Below are 22,037 nucleotides of genomic sequence, written 5' to 3'. Positions count from 1 at the left end.
CAGCAAAGCGCGGGGTGGCTTCGCGGCAGCAAGCTGCCTGCACAAAGCTGTCCCGCATGCGGGATCCAGCACTCCAAATCACCGACCTGCCTCCATCACACCCAAAGCATTTCACAACACCGGCATGAACAGCCGCGCAAACCCATCCCGCAACCTCAAGTGCAATCCCGCACTGCGGATTTCCTGAAGGCTCACCGGCTGGCAATCCTCCAGGGCCTTCACGAAGATGGCATTCAACTGGCGCGCGAGGATGTCATCGAAGCACGCGACGTTGAACTCGAAGTTCAGCCGCAGACTGCGCGGGTCCCAGTTCGTGCTGCCCACCAGGGACCAAATGCCATCGACGGTCATGAATTTGCTGTGATCAAAATGGCCATCTGCCTCCAGGATGTGCACCCCACGCTCCAGCATCTGCGGGTACAAGGTGCGCGCGGCCCAGCGGACGAAGGGGATGTTGTTGTTCTTCGGCGTGATGATGGTCACGTCCACGCCACGCAGCGCGGCGGAGTTCAGCGCCCAGAGAATCGGCGCCTCGGGCAGGAAGTAGGGCGTCATCACGCGGATCTCCTTCTTCGCCGCGCCAATGGCCGCGAAAATGACCTTGGGCATCAATTCGAAGTCTTCATCCGGGCCATCCGGCACGCCGATGATGCCCACCTCACCCGCAGGCTCGAGCTCGGGATACCACAGGTCCCCCTTCAGCACCTCCCCGCAGCAGAAGGCCCAGTCTTCCGCGAACACACGCTGCAGCTGCCGCACCGCCGACCCCTCCACCTGGAAGTGCAGGTCGATCACGGGATGCTTCGGATTCTGCGAGAGCATGTTCCCCTCACGGATGTTCATGCCGCCGGTGAAGCCGGTCACGCCATCCACCACCATGACCTTGCGGTGGTTCCGCATGTTCATGCTGAACACGCGGAAGAAAAAGTGGCTGTGCATGAAGCTCTCCGCACGGATGCCACGCCGCCTCAGCGTGTGAATGATGGGCGGCCAGGAGTACATGGTGCCCATGTTATCCACCAGCACGCGCACCTCCACGCCACGGTTCTTCGCCTTCTCGAGCTCGTTCACGAAGTCCAGGCCGATGCCCTTCGCCTCAAAGATGTAGCTGCACAGGCTGATGCTGCGCCTCGCATGGCGTATGGAGGTGAGCATGGCCAGCATGGCCTCCTCACTGCGCAGGGGAATCATGTGATTTCCCACGCTGAAGTTGTACCGTGAGAGCTTGCCTATGGTCTCCGCGAGCTCACCGAGCAGCTTCAGCTCAGGCACCTCTTTCTCTGGATGCAGCGGACACGCCTCCAGCACCGCCTGGCGCTCCACCTCCGTCATCGCACGATACTTCTGCCCGCGCCGCTGGATGCGATTGATGCCGAACATCGCGTAAAAAATCGCGCCCAACAGCGGCACGAACGCAATGATCACCGCCCAGAACGCCGCGATGCGTCCATCCCTCTGCCGCAGCAGCACGTGGCTCACCGCAAAGCCCACCATGCAGACATCCAGCGCCAGCAGCAACCAATGCCACACGGGGGAGATGGCCTTGTACAATTCGATGAACATGCGTGAGAAGCGAAGATAAAGTAAGCGCGCAAATGATGTCCCACGATCGCGGGGAAGCAATGGAGGATTGTCTGCAATGGAATTCGGACAGAAAGATAGCAGAGTGTCTCGGACGATTTGGATTAACCGCAAAGGGGCAGAGAGGCAAAGGACGCAGAGGTTTGAAGGAGTTGGTGCTGACGTCTGCCACACACTGAAGCAGGAACGTTTCGATGCGGAGGAGGCTCAGAGCGCAGAGCTACAGCCCAGCGCACAGAACCTCCGCGCCCTCTGCCTCCTCTGCTACGTCGTCGCCATCGACCAGCATACTGAAACACCAAACACGGCAAACCCTCTCCCTCCTCTGCGTCCTTTGCCTCTCCGCCCCTTTGCGGTTAACCGGAATCATCCCTGCAGCGCACCACGCCCCGCCCCCACCTTTTTTGCGTCCTCTGCGTACTTTTGCGGCCATTCCTTTGCTGCTTTGTTGCTTTGCGTTTCAACTTTCCGCCCTCGCTCAAATCCCTTTGCGCGCCCCCTTCCCTGCGGTTAACGCTCCCACCCCCTTTTGCACGCTCCCATGAACCGCATCGACCAACGTTTCGCTGACCTCCGCGCCTCTGGAAAGAAGGCCTTCGTGGCCTACATCTGTGCAGGAGATCCGAACCTGGACACCCTGCGCGACATCGTGCTCACCCTGGAGAAGTGTGGCGTGGACATCGTGGAGCTTGGCCTGCCCTTCAGCGACCCGCTGGCAGACGGCATTGTGAACCAGATGGCGGCGGACCGCGCCCTGCGTGCTGGGACCACCACGCCGAAGGTGCTCGCCGCAATCAAGAAGCTGCGCGAGGAAACGCAAATCCCGCTCGTGCTCTTCACGTATCTGAACCCGGTATACACCTACGGCTTCGAGGCTTTCCACCGGGACGCGGCAGCCGCGGGAGCGGATGGCGTGCTCCTGCTGGACCTGCCGCCGGATGAGGCCTCCGTGAATGCCGAACTCGTGGGCGGCGAGGCGCTGAAGCGCATCCGCCTCATCGCGCCCACCACCCCGGCGGAGCGCATCCCGGTCCTGACCTCCCAGGCGGAAGGCTTCATCTATTATGTCTCCCGCGAGGGGGTGACCGGCGCGCAGACCTCCCTGGCGACCGGCATCGAGGCCCAAGTGGCCCGCATCAAGGCAACCACGGAAACGCCTGTGGCCGTGGGCTTTGGCATTTCCACCCCGGAGCAGGCAGGCGCGGTTGCCGGCATGGCAGACGGCGTCGTGGTGGGCAGCGCCATCGTAAAGCTCATTGAACAACATGGCTCCGACAGCGCCCTCACGGACAGGCTCGCCGCCTTCGTGAAACCTCTTGTCGATGCCGTGAAGTCGGTCTAGCTTCACCGCCCCTTTCCCCATGGCTACCACGCTCAAATTCTGGAAGATGAACGGCGCGGGCAATGACTTCGTCATGCTCGACAACCGCACTCAGTCCGTGCACATCGACAACGAAACGATCGCCCGCCTGTGCGACCGGCATCGCGGCGTGGGAGCGGATGGCCTTCTCCTCGTGGAACCCGCCACAGACGGCGGCGACTTCAAGATGCGCTACCACAATGCGGACGGTGGCGAGGCCGAGATGTGCGGCAATGGCGCGCGCTGCTTCGCCCGCTACGTGAACCGTCTCCATGAGGACAAGCTCGGTGGCCTGAAGTTTGAAACGCTCGCGGGTATGATCTCCGCGGACTACCTGGGCGACCAGGTGCGCATCAACATGAGTGCGCCGCACAGCCTGAAGCTGAACCAGACCCTCCCCGTGGAAGGCATTGAGCTCAGCGTCCACAGCGTGAATACCGGCGTGCCCCACGCGGTGGTCTTCGTGGAAGACCTGGAGCATACCAATGTGCGCGGCCTCGGCGCCGGCCTGCGGTACCACACGGCCTTTGCGCCCAAGGGCACGAACGCGAACTTCGTAAAAATCACCGGGCCAAACAGCATCTCCATCCGCACGTATGAGCGCGGTGTGGAGGATGAGACGCTCGCCTGCGGCACCGGCATGGTGGCGTGCGCGCTGATTGCCCATGAACTGCACGGCTTCACCTCGCCGGTGTCCGTGCTCGTGCGCGGTGGTGATACCCTGCAGATCGGATTCCAGAAGACAGCCGACGGCTACCAGAACGTGACCCTGCACGGACCGGCGGACTTCGTCTTCGAAGGCACCGTGGAGGTTTGATTTTCCTATGACCAGCAGACAATCCCTTCAGAAGGCCCACCGCATCGCGTGGCCGGTCGTGATTCTCGGAATCGCAGTGATGGCATTGTCTGACTTGAAATGGCTGCAAGCTACAGGCGTGGTGCTGCTTTTCAGCGGCATCCTCTGGGCGAAGTTCGCCGGGAAATGCGTGCACTGCCTGAAGCCCGCCGGCGCGTGGATGCACAGCGCCAGCCCGGGCGTGCAGTACTGCCCCTGCTGCGGAAAATCGCTCGATGCCGACCGCGCACGCGCGTGAGGCCACCCTCTTCGTCTGCTTCCAGCGCGCTTGCGCTGGCGTATTCCCTCTCTCAAATTGTCTTTCGTCAAAACACGTAACTACAAACCCATGTTCGCAGGTACCCATACCGCCATCATCACCCCTTTCCGCAACGGCCGACTGGATGAGGATGCGCTGAAAAAAGTCATCGACTACCAGTTCGATGGCGGCGTGCAGGGCGTGGTGCCGTGCGGCACGACCGGCGAGTCCCCCACCCTGGACTACGATGAGCATGACCGCGTGATCCAGCTCACCGTGGGCATCGCCCGTGGTCGTGGTCTCGTGATTGCCGGTACCGGCAGCAACAGCACGCGTGAGGCCATTGAGATGACGCAAGAGGCCGAGGCCGCTGGCGCGAATGCCTCCCTGCAGGTGGCACCCTACTACAACAAGCCCACGCAGGAAGGTCTCTACCGCCACTTCCGCGACATCGCGAAGAATACGAGCCTGCCCATCATGCTCTACAGCATTCCCGGACGCTGCGGCATCGAGATTGGCATCGAGACCGTGGTGCGCCTCGCCGAGGAGTGCCCGAACATCCGCGCCATCAAGGAAGCCGGTGGCAATGCCGACCGCGTGAGCGTGCTGAAGCAGCTCCTCCCCGCGGATTTCGAAGTCCTCTCCGGCGATGACTCCCTGACCCTGCCCTTCATGAGCGTGGGTGGCGTGGGCATCGTGAGCGTGGCGGGCAATCTGATTCCGAAGGAGATGAGCACCATGGTGCAGCACGCACTGAAGGGTGAGTGGGCCGAGGCCCAGGCCATCCACGCGAAGTTCAACCCGCTCTTCAGCATGTTCCTGAAGCTCGCGACGAACCCCATCCCCATCAAGACCGCCATGGCCCTCAAGGGTCTCTGCGACGCCGAACTCCGCCTGCCCATGTGCGAGATGAGCGACGCCCAGGTGGCCGAGCTGAAGGCCACGATGGTGAAGCTAGAAATTATCTGAATACGCTGAGCAGTTGTTTGCGATGGTTGAGCTGTGGTTGAGCGATGGTTTGTACTGAAGACAGTCGCCTTGCTCCCACGGCCTCATCTCCTCAACCAACCACTGCTCAACCATCGCAAACCACCGCTCAACAACCGCCAACCTCCCCTCTCATGTCTTCCATTCGCATTCTCGTCACTGGCGCCAAGGGCCGCATGGGCCAGGCTGTCATCCGTGCCACGGAGTCGGACCCTGATACCGTGGTCGGTGCTGCCATCGACATGGGTGATAGTCTCGATGAAGCGCTCGCCAAGTGTGATGCGGTCATCGACTTCACCTCGCACCACTTCAGCAATGAACTCGTGGCCGCTTGTGTGAAGCACAAGAAGGCGCTAGTCATGGGCACCACTGGTCACACGGACGAAGAGCGCAATACCATCCGCGAAGCTGCCAAGACCATCCCCGTGGTCTTTGCCGCGAACTTCAGCGTAGGTGTGAATACCCTCTTCTGGCTCACCCGCCAGGCCGCCCGCATCCTCGGCGAGCCCTTCGACCTTGAAGTGATTGAGATGCATCACCGCATGAAGACCGACTCCCCCAGCGGCACCGCACGCCGCCTGGTGGAAATCCTCTGCGAAGAATCCGGCGTGAGCTACGACAAGGACACGCGCCACGGCCGCTTCGGCGATGTGGGTGCGCGTACCAAGAAGGAAATCGGCGTGCATGCCCTGCGCGGCGGCGATGTCGTGGGCGACCACACGGTTGTCTTCGCCAACATCGGCGAGCGCGTGGAGCTCACGCACAAGGCCAGCAGCCGCGACACCTTCGCCGGTGGCAGCGTCCGCGCCGCCAAGTGGCTCTCCGACAAAAGCGCCGGCATCTATGACATGCAGGACGTTTTGGGACTGAAGTAGAGAAAGTAGTCCGCCGAGCCTCGGCGGCTGCACTCGCACGTGGCAAGCCCTCGCCTTCCATAGCAGCGCACCGCGCAAGCCGAACCTCAGGCAATGAAAAGTGAAAACTGCAAAATGAAAAATGCAAAGTGATGCGCGCCTGAGATGCTCGCCATTTTGCACTTTTCATTTTTCACTTCTCATTTTGCATTCTCTCTATCCGGATGAAGTCTCGATGGGCTCCCCTCCATGATCTACGGCATCGCCCTCGGCTCGAATCTCGGTGACCGCCTGCATCACCTGCAGGAGGCCGTGCGCCATCTTCTGATGGTGCATCCCACCCTGATACTCCGCGCCGCTGCTCCGGTGTATGAGACCGACCCCGTGGATTGTCCCGAGGGCTCGCAGTCGTTCTTGAATACCGTCGTGGAAGTGGAGTGCACCCTGGAGCCCCTGGAACTCCTCCGCGAGATGCGCGCCATCGAAGTGAAGCTTGGCCGACCCGCCGAGCATGGCCACCACGCTCCCCGCACCGTGGATTTGGATATGCTCTACGCGGGTAATACCGTGCTGGAGCACCCGGCTCTCATCCTGCCGCACCCACGCATGACGCAGCGGAGATTCGTGCTGCAGCCTCTGGCGGATATCCGGCCGGCATTGGTGTTGCCGGGGGATGAGCGGAGCACTGCGGAGCATCTGGAGACTCTGCAGAGTAATGAGCCTCCCTTGCGCATCCTACAGCGCGACTGGCTCCCGTAGCCGAGCCGAAGGCGTCGGCTCTGATGACTTCAAAACGGCTCCCAAAAGGCAACCTCACCCACCTCGACGCGGTAGGCCCAAGGAGTGGGAACGCCCCGTTCCCATGGTGACTGGGTTCACGGCGTCCAGCCACCCATGCACCGCATTCGAACCACAGAGGTCTCCAATGGCACGCGACACGAGAAGAGGTGGTGCCCACTGATGGGAACGAGGCGTTCCCACTCCTTGGGCCTGCCGCTACGTCTCTCGTGACCCATCCCCATTTCGCTCCGTGACCGTGCACGTCAGGCCGGAGGCCCAACGACCGCTGTCAGGCTAGAAAGCCTAACCTCCTTGGCTGCTTCGCTGCTTTGCGTTTCACCTATTTGCACGCTGCCCGCGTACCATGTACGTAGACCCTGTGCACGCCCTCACCCAGCAACTCCGCGACCGCAAAGCCTCCGGCGAGAAGCTCGCCGTGCTCACTGCCTACGACTACCCCACGGCCCGCCTCTTTGATGAAGCCGGGATTGATCTCATCCTCGTAGGCGATTCCCTCGGCATGGTGGTGCTGGGCCTGCCGGACACCACGGGCGTGACCATGAACATGATGCTCCACCATGCCGCCGCCGTGCGGCGTGGGGTGAAGAAGGCACCTGTCATCGTGGACTTGCCCGCGAACACCTATGGCAACCCGGACCATGCTCTCCACAATGCGGAACGTCTCGTCGCCGCCGGAGCGGATGCGGTGAAACTCGAAGGCGGTGTGGACATGATTGATTCCGTGCGTGCCATCACCAAGGAAGGCATCGCGTATGTGGGGCACATCGGCATGCTGCCGCAGAGTGTGCTGAAGGAAGGCGGCTACAAAAAGAAAGGCCGCACCGAAGATGGCGCGAGCCAGCTCCTCGAGGATGCGGTCGCATTGGAGGAAGCCGGAGCCGCTGCGATTGTGCTGGAGAGCATCGTGCCCGACGTGGCAGCGCGCATCAGTTCCAGCATCAAGATTCCTACCATTGGCATCGGTGCAGGAAGTGCGTGTGATGCGCAGGTCCTTGTCTCTCACGATCTGCTGGGTCTCTTCCCATGGTTCGTCCCGCCATTCGCGGTGCAGGAGGCGAACCTCGCCATGGAGATCACGCGAGCGGCGCGGAAGTTTGTGGAGAGGGTGAAGGGCGAGTAAGGCGTAGCCATACAAGTCCCATGCGCTCTCCAGCGAAAATCACGATTCTGGTCTTGGGAGCGCTGGTGCTGGCCTGCGTGATCTACAAGTCCACCGTGAAGTACCGTGTGAGGTGCGTCGTGTCCAAGGACTTTAGAGGCGTCTTCACGATTGCAGAACGGGCTCATGGGACGCCACCCAAAAAGTCCGCCAACAATCTATGGGTATATAATATTCCCAAGGATGGAACCTTGCGCACGACGGACGCGTCGATTCTTGAAGAATGGCACACTCAGGAAGCAATCTATGCTGATGGTTCGAAGCTACCCTCCTATGGGATGGATGAAGGAACCATTGACTCAAAAGGGGTGATGCTCTTTCCGCTGCAAACCAGCGGCGACAGAATCTGGTATTTCTTCGTTGGAACCAAAGAGGAGTACGATCAGGCTTCCACGTCGCCACGACCTCCAATTCCAGAGTAAAGTAGCGGGAGGAGCTTTACTTCGACCCTCTCACTTCTGCGCCCGCGTCCTCGCCGCCTTCTTCGCGGCCGCAGACCGTTCCTTCGCCGTGCGCTTCTTCGCCGCGTTCTTCGTCTGACGAGACAATGCTGTAGAACTCGCAGCCGCATGCCCTTCCTTCTCCAGCGCCTTTCGACTCGCCCTCGCCCGCTTCGGTGATGCCTTCACCGGCCCATGCTCGGCGCGTTTGAGTTCCCGTTTCGCCTGCTTCCTTGCCTTCTCAGAAGCCGTGCCCTTTTCAGGTGGTGGTAGTTTCACGCCGGCACGACGCGCCATGGAAAGACCGATGGCAATGGCCTGCTTTGTGGAGCGGGCGCCGTGTTTGCCATCGCGGATGTCATCGATGACTTCACGCACAAATTCTCCCGCTTGCGTGGAAGGAGCCTTGCCCTCCTTCTTGTCACGGCGGGCTCGCTTGATGGTGCTTTGCTTGGGCATGATGGCCTCCTGAGGCGTTGGTTGATTGATTGCAACGACGAGCACCATCATCATTGTTTCTGACCCGAGATGAGACACGTACGCTACATGAACGAGATCGCGCCCGCCGTGAACTCCGCGTGCCCGCGCCATCCACCGTCCATCTCTCCCACCACTCACGATACCCCTTCACGCCCCCAGTCACTCACTCCTTCATGACATCCTCCCCTGACTCCATCGCCGACCGCGCTGCCGGTTGCATCGTAGGTGCGTTCATTGGCGATGCCCTTGGACTCGGACCGCACTGGTACTATGACCTGAATGAGCAACGGAAGGACTACGGCCCATGGATTGATGGCTACACCAAGCCCAAGCAGGGACGTTACCACTCCGGCATGGAGGCGGGCGAGCTCTCGCAGACGGGCATCATCATGAAACTGCTGCTCACCTCCGTGGCAGAGTGTGGCACGTATGATGAGACGGACTTCACGCGTCGCCTCGATGAAGAACTCCTGCCCAAGCTCACGGGCAAACCTCAGGGAGGCCCCGGTGGCTACACGAATCACTCCTTCCGCCAGGTGTGGACTGCTCGGGTACGCGACCAGAAACCCTGGCGCGAAGCTGCGGGAAATGCGGACACTTCGGAAGCAGCCGAGCGCCTCAGCATCCTCGCCGCGCGCTTCGCGACTGAACCGTATCTTGCAGCCAAGTATGCCAATGATTGCTGCCTGCTCAGCCAGAATGATTCCCTCGTCGCGCAGCAATCGGTCGGTTTCGCGTGCGTGCTCGCAGCACTGGTGCGTGGCGAACCCTTCGACGAGAATATCTCCGACAGGTTGCTAGACCTCGTGGCCGCAGGCGAACTCCCCTTCCAGGCGGATCGCGCCATTGCTAAACCCAATCAGCAAAAGCCCACGTTCGGTTTCGCCTCACCCGACGCTCTGCTGATTCCCTCATGGGTCGCAGAAGCGGCGCGCGACAAGGACATCCGCATCGAGCCCGCATGGAAGGCCTCCATCGTCTACGGCATGTCCTGCGCCATCCACTCACAACTGCCTTCCGCTTATTATCTCGCAGCACGTTTTCCCGATGACTTCGAAAGCGCCGTGCTGCATGCCATCAATGGCGGCGGTCAGAACATGTCCCGCGCGTGTCTCACCGGTGCCCTCGTAGGCGCACAAGTCGGACTCAGCAAGATTCCGCAGCGCTTCATTGATGGACTCCGCGACGGCAAAGAGATCGTGGCCATGGCGGAGAAGGTGGCGGCGCAGGGGAAGTGATTGCCGGTTGGAAGTGCATTCTCACAAGAACACTGATTGTCACGAGGGATGTCTATCGGTATAAAAGGCAATCATCATGGCAACGATTTCGAACCAGTTGAAAGACAGAACCTGGTGGTGTCTCCTTTTCACTCTCGTGCTCGGGTTGCTTCTGCCGATAGCCGCGATCTCCGCCAAGGAGCCGTCTCTGAAAGAACTGCGGGATCAATGGACCAAGCGCATGGAAGCGTCGTCATTGCCGGATAGCTCTTTTGAGAAATACGAGCTGAAGATCTCGACCATGGCCGAACTCCTTGCTCGGACAGACAGCAAGCATCTTGAGATCTATGTTCGCGAGGCGGCTGCCGCCAAACCGCTGGAGCGCGACATCAAGTATGCAGTACTGCCAAAAGTACTAGAGGAATCTCAAGAGTTCGCACGAGCAGAACTGTTGAGGAAGTGTCTGGAAGAGTCGCATGACGCCCCTCCAACCCTCCTGCTACTCACAACCGCACCGCCAGACAGCGTGCGCTACAGGCAAGTAGAACATTTCCTGGCACTCAAAATGGGCCCGGATGGAATGGAACTCCTCCTTCAAGCCGCAAAGCAAACCCAAGACGAGTTAGCGAAGGAGCGCCTCTTTGCGATGTTGCGGAGAGCATTCCCTGGCTTTCGGGAGAAACATTCTGACAACGTGCGATTTCTTGAAGCCTGCTCCCAGTGGCTCACGGAGAACAAGTCCAAGGTCAAAATTGCGGACGTATATTACCCGATGAATCCCATCACCTCCGGTAAGCGACCTATCGCCAAGGAGACTACGCCAGACTGCACACTATTCGTCTCCCTGCAAGCTACCGAGCATTCTGGGCCGTAGTCTTCCTTCCGAAGACAGTGGCAGTGACAAGGAAATCCACCCCTCCCTTCCCATGAGTGTCCAAGTCTACGGCTGCAATCACGTCGCCATCGAAGTCGATGATGTGGAGAAGGCCGTGGCCTTCTACCAGGATGTCTTCAATCTGGAGAAGCTCGACGAAGGTGAAGGCGACGCCTTCTTCAAGTTGGGTGAGCATCAGTTCCTCGCCATGTTTGAGGTGGAGCGTCTGAATCCATCACGCTCCGCTCACTTCGGCATCATGGTGCGCGATGAGGCGCAAATCGCGGAGGTGCGGGACAAGCTCACGGGCAAGTATGGCATCAAGCTGATTGAAGGATTCCGCTGCGACTTCCGCGATCCTTTTGGCAATCGCATCCAGGTAGTGGACCTGCATGACGAGTCGCTCGTGTGGCTGCTGCCTTATCAAGAGGTGCAGAAGGTGGGGATCAAGTTCTAGAGTGGTGGATATATTTGAAGCAACTTCCCCGCCTCTACGCCGAAGGCGTTGTACATCGTCCAGCCCAAGGTCAGCTTGCGAAGCAAGCGCCACCTTGGGAATGCGAGGTGAAGATCATGAACGCTGAAAGCGTTCCACAAAACGCGGCGCAAAATGGAAGATGTTGCCGAGGTGGTCGCCACTCTGTGGAACCCTTTCAGGGTTCGACTGACGGTGCAACCACCCAAGGTGGCGCCCGCTTCGCGGTCTGACCTTAGGCTGGACAATGTGTAACGCCTTCGGCGTAGAGACACAGGCATTTCGAACGAGTCCGGCCAAACCAAGGTCGTCGGTGGCCGAGCAGACCCAGGCGAAACTGTGAAATTTCCTTTTGCATTCCTCATTTGCGGCGCAACATTCAACCATTCAGTTGAATGTTGTAACTCGGACCAACCGTAAACCCACAGCCCCACACCCCATGAGCACCAAAACCACCTCTATCTCAGGCGGATGCGCCTGTGGCGCGATTCGTTACGAAGCGGCAGCGGAACCCATCGTGATGCTCCACTGCCATTGTCAGGATTGCCAGAAGGCCAGCGGAGGCCCGTTTTCGTCCATGGTGGTGGTGCCGGCGGAGGCGTTCACTTTTGCGCAAGGTACGCCGCGCTACCATGCCTCCCCCAGTGAGGCGGGTGGGAAGACAAATCGTGGCTTCTGCCCGGACTGCGGCACGCCTTTGGTCATCAAGCCGGATGCGGCTCCGCAGATCATCGCACTCAGGACGGCGAGCCTCGATGACCAAAGTTGGTTCAACCAGCAAATCGATGTGTGGACTTCCGATGCGCATGCCTGGGACAAGATGGATCCCGCGCTGCCGAAGTTTGAGAAGTATCCGCCGATGGGGTGATGTGGGCTGAGACATTTCCATTTTAAAGGCGCATGCGCCTTCCCAAGGACCGGGAACGCCTCGTTCCCGAACCCCTGACGTGCCAGTTCCTTCGCCTGATGCATGCAGCGCCACGACTTTCTCGTGTGTTTGCTGCATTCCTCGAAGCATGGCGGCGGTGCATGCCACGCTCGCTGGTGATGGCACCTCAGTCGTGCGGGAACGAGGCGTTCCCGATCCTTGAGCCCTTCGCTCCATCACCACGCTCGGCAGTAGCGATTGTAACTTGGGCCACCTCTTCGGGCGCGGCTGCCAACGGGGCTCATCTCTTCCTGTATAACAGCCCCCTCACTCCCCAAACGCATACAAATGTTTGTCCGTACGCACGTAGACAACCCCATCCAGAATCGCGGGTGAGGCAAACACCGGAGCCTTCAGGTCGGTGCGTGAGAGGACGTTGAGATTGTCACTCGTGGCATCCAGCACCACGACCATGCCGCGTTGGGAGATGACATAGATGCGCCCATCTGCCGCGACTGCAGAGGCATAGTAGTCGCCAGACGCATCGACACGCTCAGCCTGGTAGAGTGGGCTGCCGCTCTTCGCATCATACGCAGAGGCGAGCCCGCCGCTCTTCATGGTGAAGACGCGACCATTCGCGGCCACGGGAGAAGAGACATACGGCAGGTGTTTGTTCTGCTGCCACACCACGTGTGTATGGGTGCAGTCGCCACTTCCACCGGGCTTGATGGCGAAGAGCTGGTTCACCGACGCGGCGAACATGCCGCGCATGGCTTCATATTCGGCCTTCGTCACATGGGCATCCTTATCTGCATCAATCTGCGAATAGCGATCCCTCACCTTGCCGGTGGGGAATTCGTCGCGTGTGAGCAGGCCATCCTTGTTTGCATCATGGACAGCGGCGAAGTCGTCGTACGGATCCATCAGCACGCGATCATCTTCATCACCGCCCACGTTCCAGCTTGAAACCAACAGCATGCCATCCGCGGCGATGGGGCTGGCATTCGCAACACGGGCCATGCCACTCACGGACCAGCGTTGTTTGCCGTCCTTCAAGTCATACGCACGCACCCAGAGCGACCCAGCCACCACGAGTTCCTGGATGCCATCGTGACTCCACACAAAGGGAGTCGAGAAGCCGCGCCGAAACTCGCCACGCTCCACGCGCCACGCTTCCTTTCCAGTCTTTGCATCCAGGGCAATCATGTAGCTGCCGACATCCTGGTCCGCGACAATGATCACCTTGCCATCCACCACAATCGGTGAGCTGCTGGTGCCAAACTCCACCACCGGCAGAGGCAGTGGTTTCTTCCACAGTTCCTGACCATTCCAGTCGTAGGCCAGGACACCGTACGAACCGAAGTAAGAAAACACCCGCTCGCCATCCGTACAGCAGGTTGGTGCAGCCGGACTGCCGATGCGATGCGCCGCCTCAATCTTTTCCGTGGGAGCCACGGCCCGCCAGAGTTCACGGCCATCCGTCTTGCTCAGGCAGAAAGTGGTTAGCTTCCCAGCATCCAGGCCAGTGAGCACCATCCTGTCACCCCAGATGCAAGGTGAGGAATGCCCATGCGGCACCTCCACCTTCCACTTCACGTTCTTCTCCAAGGACAACTCCACTGGAGGCTTCCCTGTGCCAACGCCAAGCCCACCCGGCCCACGAAACTGCGGCCAGTGGGAGGCAACTTCTGAATGAACTGTGGCCGGACAGGTGAATGCGCAAAGGAAGAGCGCGAGTCGGAGGTGCTTCATGGGGGTGAGTGCCGGTGCCATGAACGCGTCCGCGCAAGCAGTCGTTTCAAGCACCACAAAAGCCACCCATCAAAAATGCATTTCCAAACAAAGGCGAGGAAAACGCGGCACCGAATTCTCCCCCTACCCGACACCCGCCAGCCCGGGATTGCACAAGTCATCATGCAGCTTGCAACTGACTACAGACTTGAACCAAAAATCAGTAGTCCATTCACCTAGAAAAGCCTTCCTCAGCTGCAGGTTTTTGTTATGCTCTGGCCCCCTCGACAAATCATGGTGCCCCCACGTTTCCCCCGCTCGTTTTCCCTTCTCACCGTTCTGGCCGCGTGCCTGTGGCAGGTAGGGCCCGTTTCCGCCCAGTCCACATGGGATGGCCAGACTGACGCCAACTGGAGCACTGCCACCAACTGGAATCCAGACGGTGAGCCCACGCTGACCCGGCGGTGATCTTTGGCGCACCCATACCGCCCACCGGCTCCACCATCACACTCAGCACGGGAGAGCAGGCCCTCTCGCTCAGCTTTCTGGAAAGCTATACCCTCACAGGCGGCAATCTCAGCTTGGGAGCCGCGAGCACCATTTCAGTGGATCCGACGTTCACCGCCACCATCAGCTCGATACTGGGCGGCGCTGGTACCAGCCTCGCCAAGAATGGCGCCGGGACTCTCGTGCTCAACGGAGCCAATACCTTCACTGGCGCCCTGACGCTGAATGCAGGCATCCTGCGCGCCACCAATGCCTCGGCTTTGGGAACCGGAACTGCCACCCTCAATCTTATAGGGGGAGAACTGCAACTCGCCAGTGACACGACCCTGGGCTTGGGCCGCAATACCACGGTGTCAGGCAACACCCAGATCACCTCGGACCGCCTTACCAGCGGAGCAGGCGTGACGCACACGCTCGGCACCCTCTCCATCGGTACACAAACGCTCACCATCGCCGCAGGCAGCAATGTCGCGAGTGGCACGGCGGGCGTGACGTTTGGCGCCGTCACCCTCACTGGCAATGCCACCATCAATACCAACCTGGGCGCACTTACCACCATCGGGTCGGTCACCAATGGCAGCAACAGTCTCACGATTGGTGGCGCGGGAGATACCACCATCTCAGGTTCCACGGGACCCACCACTACCGGCAGTGCCGGCACCATTACCAAGGAGGGCACGGGCACCCTGCGCATCACGGTGGACCCCAATAGCACCGGGCAGCTCACCATCAATGGTGGTCTGGTCGAGCTCAGCCACGGCGGCTCCGTCGATTTCAATACCGTGATCAATAGCGGGGGCACCCTTCGTACCACCGGGTCCCAGATTGGCGACTCGTTCGACGTCACTGTAAACACAGGCGGCACCTACGACTTCCGTGCGGCTGATACCATTGGTGGCCTCTCTGGTGGCGGCACCGTCACCAAGGGCTCCACCGGCAGCGCTACCCTGACAGTGAATAACAGCAATGAATCCACCACCTTCTCCGGAGTCATTCAGAATGGACTCGGGACGGTCGGCCTGTCGAAGCAAGGCACGGGCACGCTGACCCTCACGGGAGAAAATACATACACGGGAGCGACCACGCTGATTCGTGGCGTCATCGTCCTGGACTTCTCCGCAGCAGGAGCCCCTGCATCAAACATCCTCGCCGCAGGCAGCAGTATTGTGTTCAATTCCAGCGTCGTCACCACGGGCATCGTCCGTATGACAGGCGCGGCCGCTGGGACCAGCAGCCAGACAGTTGCGGCAACAACGGTCCAATCAGGCACAAATACCCTCGAACTCAATTCCGGAGCGGGAAATACTCTCAACGTAGCCCTCGGGAACATCACCCGCACTGGCGGCACGTTGAACATACTGGCTCCCACTTCAGGAACGGTTACCGCCACCAATGGCGATGGATTGCTGGGCAACTGGGCCACCTACACTGCTGGCGGATCCACCAAACTGGCACGGGTGGCCAGTTCCGTGGTGAGCGGGGCCAACGCGGACTTCGTATACCAGACCGGTGTGGATATTTCCAATGTGGCTGGCTACAGCGCCACGGGCATCATGCAGGTGGACAACACCTCCACAGGTCAAGTGCTGCAGGGCACGGGCAGCACAGCGCTGCATTCCATCTATTACACAGACTCCGCTTCACGGACGTTTGAGATTGCCAGTGGCGAGACGCTGCAGTTTGCCAGCACGGGCACTTTCTTGAGTGATGCGGGCGCGGGCCAAGTTACTCTCGGTACTACTCCAGGCACAGGCACCATTACTGCCGGCGCCACAGGCGCGGCGGAGTTGATGTTCCACGTGGTGGATGCCGCAGGACAGGTCACGGTGAATTCGGTGATCGCCAACAATGCCGGCGGTGGAGCTGTGGCGGTGACCAAGGCTGGCGCCGGTGAAGTCATCCTGACCACGGCCAACAGCTACACCGGCACAACCACAGTGGCGGCAGGCACGCTCGAGATCCGGAACGCAGGCGCACTGGGTACCGGCAGCAATGGCACCACCGTGCTCAACGGCGCTACGCTCGAGCTCTCCGGCGGATTGACCATGTCAGAGACGCTCAACCTTTCCGGGGCTGGTGTGAACAGTGGCGGCGCACTGCGAAGCGTGAGCGGAAACAACACGTACACCACCACCATCGCGTTCACCATTGGAGCTTCCATTGGCGCGGACGCCGACACCCTCACCCTGGACACGACCAGTGGAAACGCCATCACCGCAGGGAACAACAGCCTCACCTTCACCGGAGCGGGCACCATCGTGGTGAATGACACCATCGTCCAGGGAGGCGCCTCCAATCCCACCATCACGAAAAGTGGGACGGGCACCCTGATACTCAACGCGTCCAATACCTTCACAGGCACCGGCACATTCTCGATCAGCGGTGGTGTGGTACGCATCACCCATGGTGGCGCCCTCGGCGGCACCACTGCCGGAACCAGCGTTGGTGCCAACGCATCCCTGGAACTCTCCGGTGGCATCACGACGAACGAGAGCATCACCATGAACAACTCCACCGGCATCGCCGGCTCAGGGGCCATTCACAACATTTCGGGAGACAACACCATCACCGGCAACGTCACCACGGACGAGGGAACAAGCCGTATCATGGCAGACGCAGACACGCAGCTGACCATCAGTGGTGAATTCCGTGGTGACCCCACTTCAGGCCAGAACCGCACAGCCATCATCGGCGGCGAAGGGGACGTGGTGTTGTCGGGCGTCGTGCGCAACGGCGTTGGCTCTCCCACCGCCGGGGTGCTCACTCTCATCAAGGATGGCACCGGCACCCTGACCATGAGCAACGCCAATACCTACACGGGCACCACCACCGTGAACAATGGCACCCTTTTGCTCTCGGGTTCCATCAGCGCTTCTGCCATCACGGTCAGCAAGATCGCCACCTTCAATCAGACGTCCACGGGGGTTCTTTCCGGCACTACAAGCCTGACCACTGCGGGAAACACCACGCTCGCCGGGACCAACACCACCACGGGCGCCACTGCAGTGACCAATGGCACACTCACCCTGAACTATGATGCCGGTGCCGACGGCACGAACACTTCCAAACTCGCCAACGGCGCTGCCCTCACCCTGGGTGGTGGTTCCGTGGTCCTGTCCGGTGGCTCTCATACCGAAGTGGTGGGCTCCACCACGCTCACTGCTGGAACGAGGACGGACATCACTCGGAACGGCGGCACCTCGGTGCTGGCTCTGAACGCCGTCACCGCCGGATCCGGTTCGATGATCAATATTGCTGGCAACGATACTGCCTCCACGACCAATGCGAACGTGAACGGCATTCTTGGCCCTTGGGCCACCGTCACCATTGCCGGTGAAACCGACTTCGCCGTGAACTCGGGCGTGAGTGATGGCGTGACCAGTGGCAGCTTCATTCGTGCCTACACCGGGTACACGGACATCACACGCCTGGGTCCCTCCAGCGTCGTGCCGAATGATGCCACGCTGAACGTCCGCATCATCAACGGGGGAACGTCCGGGAACATCACGCTTGCGGCTGCCACCACCCAGATCAACACCCTTCAGATGGATGCCAGCGATGGACCTGCCATCATCGATCCCACGACCAGTGCCACGGATGTCCTGATGATTGGTGGCGACGCGGGCGGCGCCATCCTGCAGACCGCCGCATCGGGCGGGCTCACCATCGGCGCCTCTGCTGGCGACGGACGTCTTACTACCGGTGGCACTGCGAATACCACTCCCGCTGCATTGCACATCATCAATGAGAGCATCGCGAATGCGCTCACGATCAATGCCATCATCACCAACAACGGAGCCAGCAATACCGACCTGGTGAGCATCGTGAAGAGCGGAGCCGGCAAGCTGGTCCTCACAGGCACCAACACCTATACCGGTGGCACGCGCATCGAGGAAGGCATTCTCCGCGCGGAAGCTGCCGCAGCCCTCGGCGGCGGTGGTACCGTGACGATCGCGGGCGGTGAACTGCAGCTCGCGGGGAACTCCAATACAAACTTCACACGCGCCGTTTCCATTGCAGGCGACGCCACCTTCACCGCCGACCGCCTTGCGGCGGGAGGCAGTGTCACTCACTCGCTCGGAGGCATCGACCTCAATGCCAACAACACCGTCCTCACCTTCCAGAAGGGGGCCAACGTTACCAGCGGCATTGCCGGCATCACCTTCACCGGAGCCTTCAACACCAATGGCAACGCCGCCACGATTGATGTGGACGCGGATGTCGTGCTGACCATGAGCGGCAGCAACAGCGCCACCGGCGATGCCTCCAGCATCATCACCAAAATCGGCGCAGGCACCTGGGTCATTTCCAACGGCAACAACTTCTGGGAAGGTCCCACGATTGCCCTCATGCAGGGCACGCTCGATCTTCGCAATGCGAACGCCCTCGGAGACAACACGCCGGCCACCCAGCTCATCACCGCGGCCGATGGCACCACTCTGCGCCTTGGCATCGATACCGGCAGCGACTTCCGCACGGACCTGACTCTTACCGGCACAGGTGGCACCGTCACCCTGATTGCAGACCGCAACACCGCTGGCGCCGGCAACACGCATACGATGGATAACCTGAACCTCGGGAGCAATACCCTGTTGGTACAGCGCGGCTCCAATGTGACCAGCGGCACGGAGACCGTGGTCTTCGACGCAGCCTCCACCGTGGGGGCAGGAGCTGCCATCAATACCACCACGGCTGATGTCAGCATCACCGCAGCCATCAGCGGTGCGGGTGGTTCGCTGACGAAGCTCGGCGCAGGTCAGCTGACGCTCTCCGGCGTGAATACCTACACCGGCGCCACGACCGTTTCAGGCGGCACCTTGCAGGTGGGCGTGGCTGGTGTGGGCTCCCTCGCCGCCCCCAGTTCACTCAACGTGAATGGCGCGACCTCCGTGCTCGCGGGCACGGGCACCGTGAATGGCCACACCACAGTGACACAGGGGGTGATACGCCCCGGCGACACCGGCGGCGCAGGTACGGGCACCCTGAACCTCGCGGGTGGACTCACCGTGAATCCCACCGCCCCCAGCGTGGTGGCAGAGTTGCAGATTTCTGGTCCCTCCACTTCGGATCAGATTCACATTACCGGTGGACTCACCCTCAACAGCAACAGCAACATCAGCGTCCTGCCCTCCAGCTATGTCGCGGCGCTGGGAGATTCCTTCCTGCTCATGGACTGGAGCGGTCTGCTCACGCTCAACGGCTGGACCGCAGGCGTGAACTATCGTGACGGTTCCGGTGACACCGGCATGAACCTGGACCTGCCGGACATCTCCGCCTCCGGCTACATCTGGGACATCAGCAACCTCACCGACGGCGCGAACGGCGGTTTCCTGAGAATCACCGTGGCCGCCGTCCCCGAACCCAGCCGGATGCTGCTGCTCGTCGGAGCGCTCGCCGCCCTGGTGCTGAGACGCCGCAGGCGGTAGTGTGCAAACACAGCTGGAAGCCGGCCGACATCTGAAGCCCCGGGGACATCAAAAATCCATCATCTCTGGGGACCATATTTGAGTCGGTCTTTCGCCTTGGGTGTCGAATGTGCTGCACCAAGCAGCACCCGTAGGGAAGCCCGCCTGGACAGATCACGCGGGCCCGGAATCCGCGTCGTCCAGATGGCCAGAAAAAACAACGACTGCATATCCATAAATCATACATATCACTCGCCCCACGACTTCATCACAGGGTATCCAGACATGGCTTTGCCCCCTGTGCGGAGGACCGTTACCTCCGTGTTGAGACTCAAGATTTTATCACGAAAGAAAGCGACACTTCGAAAAGTTGATACACCTCGCAACGCCCTTCGCATGACGTTCCAGGTCGGGAATGATCCGGAATTTGTCCTTGCGATTGTTTGCTTCTGGATGTCTAGGATTGGACCTCTAAAAACCGCCTCAAACCACGCTAACTCTGATGTTTGAAAACTCTCTTTCCGCCTTTGCTGGAATCTCGTTCCAGGACGTGATGGTCTTCCTGATTCCGTTCGTGGCGGCGGTCCTGATTGACTTGCTCACCCACCGGAAAGGTCACAAGATCACGATGGGCAATGCCCTCTTCTGGTCCATCATCTGGGTGGTCTGCTCCCTGGCTTTCGGGGTGTACATCTGGTTTCACAAGGGTGCCCACGGCGGACCGGAGAATGCGAGCCTCTACTTCACCGGATACGTACTTGAGAAGGCGCTGGCACTGGACAACCTCTTTGCCTTCTACCTCATCTTCAAGTCCTTCGGTCTCACGCAGGACCAGAACCAGCACTACCAGCACCGCATCCTGTACTGGGGCATTTTGGGCGCCATTGTCTTCCGTCTCTTCTTCCTCGGCTTCGGCGCCCTCATTGTGAACGTGAGCCCGTTTGTGCTCATTCTCTTCGCCCTCGTGGTGCTCTGGACCGTGTGGAAGATGTGGAAGAGCGGCGAGGACGATGAAGAGGTGGACTACACCAATCACTGGTCCGTGCTCATGGTGCGCAAGTTCACCAAGACCAATCCCTCCATCGAGAGTGGTCACTTCTTCAGCCATGGCGTCACCCCGCTGTTCCTGTGCCTTATCTGTATTGAAGTCTGTGACGTTATCTTTGCATTCGACTCCATGCCGGTCATCGTGGCCGTGGTTCGCGACCCGTACCTGATGATCACCTCCAGCCTGTGGGCGGCCGCCGGTCTGCGCAGCCTCTACTTCCTGCTCATCGCGGCGCAGAACCTGTTCTGGGCACTCGACAAGGCGGTGATGGTGTTGCTGATTTTTGTGTCGTTCAAGCTCATCGGAAGCGCCTTCGGCTACCACCTTCCGAACGCCGTCAGCCTTACCATCGTGGGCCTCGTCCTGGCCACGGGCGTCATCTGGTCTCTCGCAGTGAAGGCACCCGAAGAAGGCGAGGACGAGAAGAAAGCGGAGAACACCGACACTCCGTAATCGACCACTGCTTTTTCCGACAGAGAGTTGACTTTGTATCCAGATTTTTGTCTTGTGCTTCGCCTGACGCGATATTACAAGACAGGCCTTCTGATACACTGCAATGGCTATCAATCTCTCTAAAGGACAGCGAGTAGACATCGGTCTTCAAAAAATCGGTGTCGGACTCGGGTGGGACCCGGCAAAGACCGGTCAGGATTTCGACCTCGACGCCTCGGCTTTCCTGCTCGGGGCGAATAACAAAATCCCGACGGACGAGTTTTTCGTATTCTATAACAACATGTCGTCGCCGGATGGCGCGGTGACGTCCTCGGGAGATGACCGCACGGGCGGCAACTCCGATGGAGATGACGAGACGCTGATGCTCGACCTCAGCAGGGTGGATCAGCGCATCGAGCAGATCATCTTCACCGTCACCATTCACGACTACGAGACCCGCCGGCAGAATTTCGGCCAGGTGCGGAACTCGTTCATCCGCATCTATGATGCAGTTTCCGGTGGGGAAATCTGCAAGTACGAACTCGATGAAGACTTCTCCATCGAGACGGCGGTGGAGTTTGGGCGCCTTTACAAGCGCGGGGGTGCATGGCGGTTTGAAGCCATGGGAACCGCGACTACCGGCGGTCTGCAGAGCTTCGTAAACAAGTACGCCTGACGGAGCTTCACGTTCCCGCTCCCGCTCCCGCCCGCTTCGATTCTTCCG

The 22,037-nt window shown here is 60.1% G+C and carries 19 protein-coding genes; 16 read left to right on the top strand and 3 right to left on the bottom strand.

Features of this window, described 5'->3' with window-relative positions; genetic code table 11:
* Positions 1-111: 111 nt before the first annotated feature.
* A complete protein-coding gene (gene cls / locus DES53_RS14705; protein WP_113959018.1) occupies positions 112-1,563 on the bottom strand; it encodes a cardiolipin synthase in 1,452 nt (483 codons plus the stop codon).
* A 559-nt stretch (positions 1,564-2,122) separates the two neighbouring features.
* Here cls and trpA point away from each other — a divergent pair.
* From trpA to DES53_RS14665, 8 genes are all read left to right on the top strand, one after another.
* Positions 2,123-2,923, top strand: coding sequence for a tryptophan synthase subunit alpha (gene trpA, locus DES53_RS14700; RefSeq protein WP_113959017.1), 801 nt, complete (start codon positions 2,123-2,125; stop codon positions 2,921-2,923).
* Positions 2,924-2,942: 19 nt separating this feature from the next.
* Positions 2,943-3,758 carry a diaminopimelate epimerase gene (gene dapF / locus DES53_RS14695; protein ID WP_113959016.1) on the top strand — a complete coding sequence of 272 codons (816 nt, stop codon included), beginning with the start codon at positions 2,943-2,945 and terminating at the stop codon, positions 3,756-3,758.
* 7 nt (positions 3,759-3,765) lie between these two features.
* Positions 3,766-4,035, top strand: a complete 270-nt coding sequence (locus DES53_RS14690; RefSeq protein ID WP_113959015.1) for a hypothetical protein — start codon at positions 3,766-3,768, stop codon at positions 4,033-4,035.
* A gap of 90 nt (positions 4,036-4,125) precedes the next feature.
* Complete coding sequence (gene dapA / locus DES53_RS14685; protein ID WP_113959014.1) at positions 4,126-5,004, top strand: 4-hydroxy-tetrahydrodipicolinate synthase; 879 nt, start codon at positions 4,126-4,128, stop codon at positions 5,002-5,004.
* Positions 5,005-5,156: 152 nt separating this feature from the next.
* Positions 5,157-5,897 (top strand): 4-hydroxy-tetrahydrodipicolinate reductase, encoded by a 741-nt coding sequence (gene dapB / locus DES53_RS14680; protein WP_113959013.1) that lies wholly within the window; start codon positions 5,157-5,159, stop codon positions 5,895-5,897.
* 228 nt (positions 5,898-6,125) lie between these two features.
* Positions 6,126-6,635 carry a 2-amino-4-hydroxy-6-hydroxymethyldihydropteridine diphosphokinase gene (folK, locus tag DES53_RS14675; protein ID WP_113959012.1) on the top strand — a complete coding sequence of 170 codons (510 nt, stop codon included), beginning with the start codon at positions 6,126-6,128 and terminating at the stop codon, positions 6,633-6,635.
* A 385-nt stretch (positions 6,636-7,020) separates the two neighbouring features.
* On the top strand, positions 7,021-7,797 hold the full coding sequence (panB, locus tag DES53_RS14670) for a 3-methyl-2-oxobutanoate hydroxymethyltransferase (RefSeq protein ID WP_113959011.1): 777 nt from the start codon (positions 7,021-7,023) through the stop codon (positions 7,795-7,797).
* Between the two features lie 20 nt (positions 7,798-7,817).
* Positions 7,818-8,258 carry a hypothetical protein gene (locus DES53_RS14665; protein ID WP_147263414.1) on the top strand — a complete coding sequence of 147 codons (441 nt, stop codon included), beginning with the start codon at positions 7,818-7,820 and terminating at the stop codon, positions 8,256-8,258.
* Between the two features lie 30 nt (positions 8,259-8,288).
* Here the strand turns inward: DES53_RS14665 and DES53_RS14660 are convergent, their stop codons facing one another.
* Positions 8,289-8,735, bottom strand: a complete 447-nt coding sequence (locus tag DES53_RS14660) for a DUF6496 domain-containing protein (protein ID WP_113959091.1) — start codon at positions 8,733-8,735, stop codon at positions 8,289-8,291.
* A gap of 194 nt (positions 8,736-8,929) precedes the next feature.
* Here DES53_RS14660 and DES53_RS14655 point away from each other — a divergent pair, with 194 nt between their 5' ends.
* The 4 genes from DES53_RS14655 (at position 8,930) to DES53_RS14640 (ending at position 12,190) form a co-directional block, all read left to right on the top strand.
* Positions 8,930-9,994 (top strand): ADP-ribosylglycohydrolase family protein, encoded by a 1,065-nt coding sequence (locus DES53_RS14655; RefSeq protein WP_113959009.1) that lies wholly within the window; start codon positions 8,930-8,932, stop codon positions 9,992-9,994.
* 76 nt (positions 9,995-10,070) lie between these two features.
* Entirely contained in the window at positions 10,071-10,847 is a 777-nt protein-coding gene (locus tag DES53_RS14650) for a hypothetical protein (protein WP_113959008.1), read from the top strand.
* Between the two features lie 52 nt (positions 10,848-10,899).
* The gene (locus DES53_RS14645; protein ID WP_113959007.1) at positions 10,900-11,304 is read left to right on the top strand and encodes a VOC family protein; all 405 of its coding nucleotides are present in this window, start codon (positions 10,900-10,902) and stop codon (positions 11,302-11,304) included.
* 457 nt (positions 11,305-11,761) lie between these two features.
* A complete protein-coding gene (locus tag DES53_RS14640) occupies positions 11,762-12,190 on the top strand; it encodes a GFA family protein (RefSeq protein ID WP_113959006.1) in 429 nt (142 codons plus the stop codon).
* Between the two features lie 327 nt (positions 12,191-12,517).
* Here the strand turns inward: DES53_RS14640 and DES53_RS14635 are convergent, their stop codons facing one another.
* The gene (locus tag DES53_RS14635; protein ID WP_170157126.1) at positions 12,518-13,942 is read right to left on the bottom strand and encodes an outer membrane protein assembly factor BamB family protein; all 1,425 of its coding nucleotides are present in this window, start codon (positions 13,940-13,942) and stop codon (positions 12,518-12,520) included.
* A gap of 273 nt (positions 13,943-14,215) precedes the next feature.
* Here DES53_RS14635 and DES53_RS33510 point away from each other — a divergent pair, with 273 nt between their 5' ends.
* The 4 genes from DES53_RS33510 (at position 14,216) to DES53_RS14620 (ending at position 21,989) form a co-directional block, all read left to right on the top strand.
* The gene (locus DES53_RS33510) at positions 14,216-14,389 is read left to right on the top strand and encodes a hypothetical protein (protein ID WP_211325552.1); all 174 of its coding nucleotides are present in this window, start codon (positions 14,216-14,218) and stop codon (positions 14,387-14,389) included.
* On the top strand, positions 14,386-19,854 hold the full coding sequence (locus tag DES53_RS14630; protein WP_113959004.1) for a beta strand repeat-containing protein: 5,469 nt from the start codon (positions 14,386-14,388) through the stop codon (positions 19,852-19,854). Before DES53_RS33510 ends, DES53_RS14630 begins: the two co-directional genes overlap by 4 nt.
* Positions 19,855-20,335: 481 nt before the next feature.
* Positions 20,336-21,334 carry a TerC/Alx family metal homeostasis membrane protein gene (locus DES53_RS14625; protein ID WP_113959003.1) on the top strand — a complete coding sequence of 333 codons (999 nt, stop codon included), beginning with the start codon at positions 20,336-20,338 and terminating at the stop codon, positions 21,332-21,334.
* A 103-nt stretch (positions 21,335-21,437) separates the two neighbouring features.
* Positions 21,438-21,989 (top strand): TerD family protein, encoded by a 552-nt coding sequence (locus tag DES53_RS14620; RefSeq protein WP_113959002.1) that lies wholly within the window; start codon positions 21,438-21,440, stop codon positions 21,987-21,989.
* The last annotated feature ends 48 nt before the right edge of the window (positions 21,990-22,037 follow it).

The organism is Roseimicrobium gellanilyticum, assembly GCF_003315205.1.
In the GTDB taxonomy this organism is placed as follows: Bacteria; Verrucomicrobiota; Verrucomicrobiia; order Verrucomicrobiales; family Verrucomicrobiaceae; genus Roseimicrobium; species Roseimicrobium gellanilyticum.
This window is presented reverse-complemented; position numbering and strand designations above follow the sequence as displayed.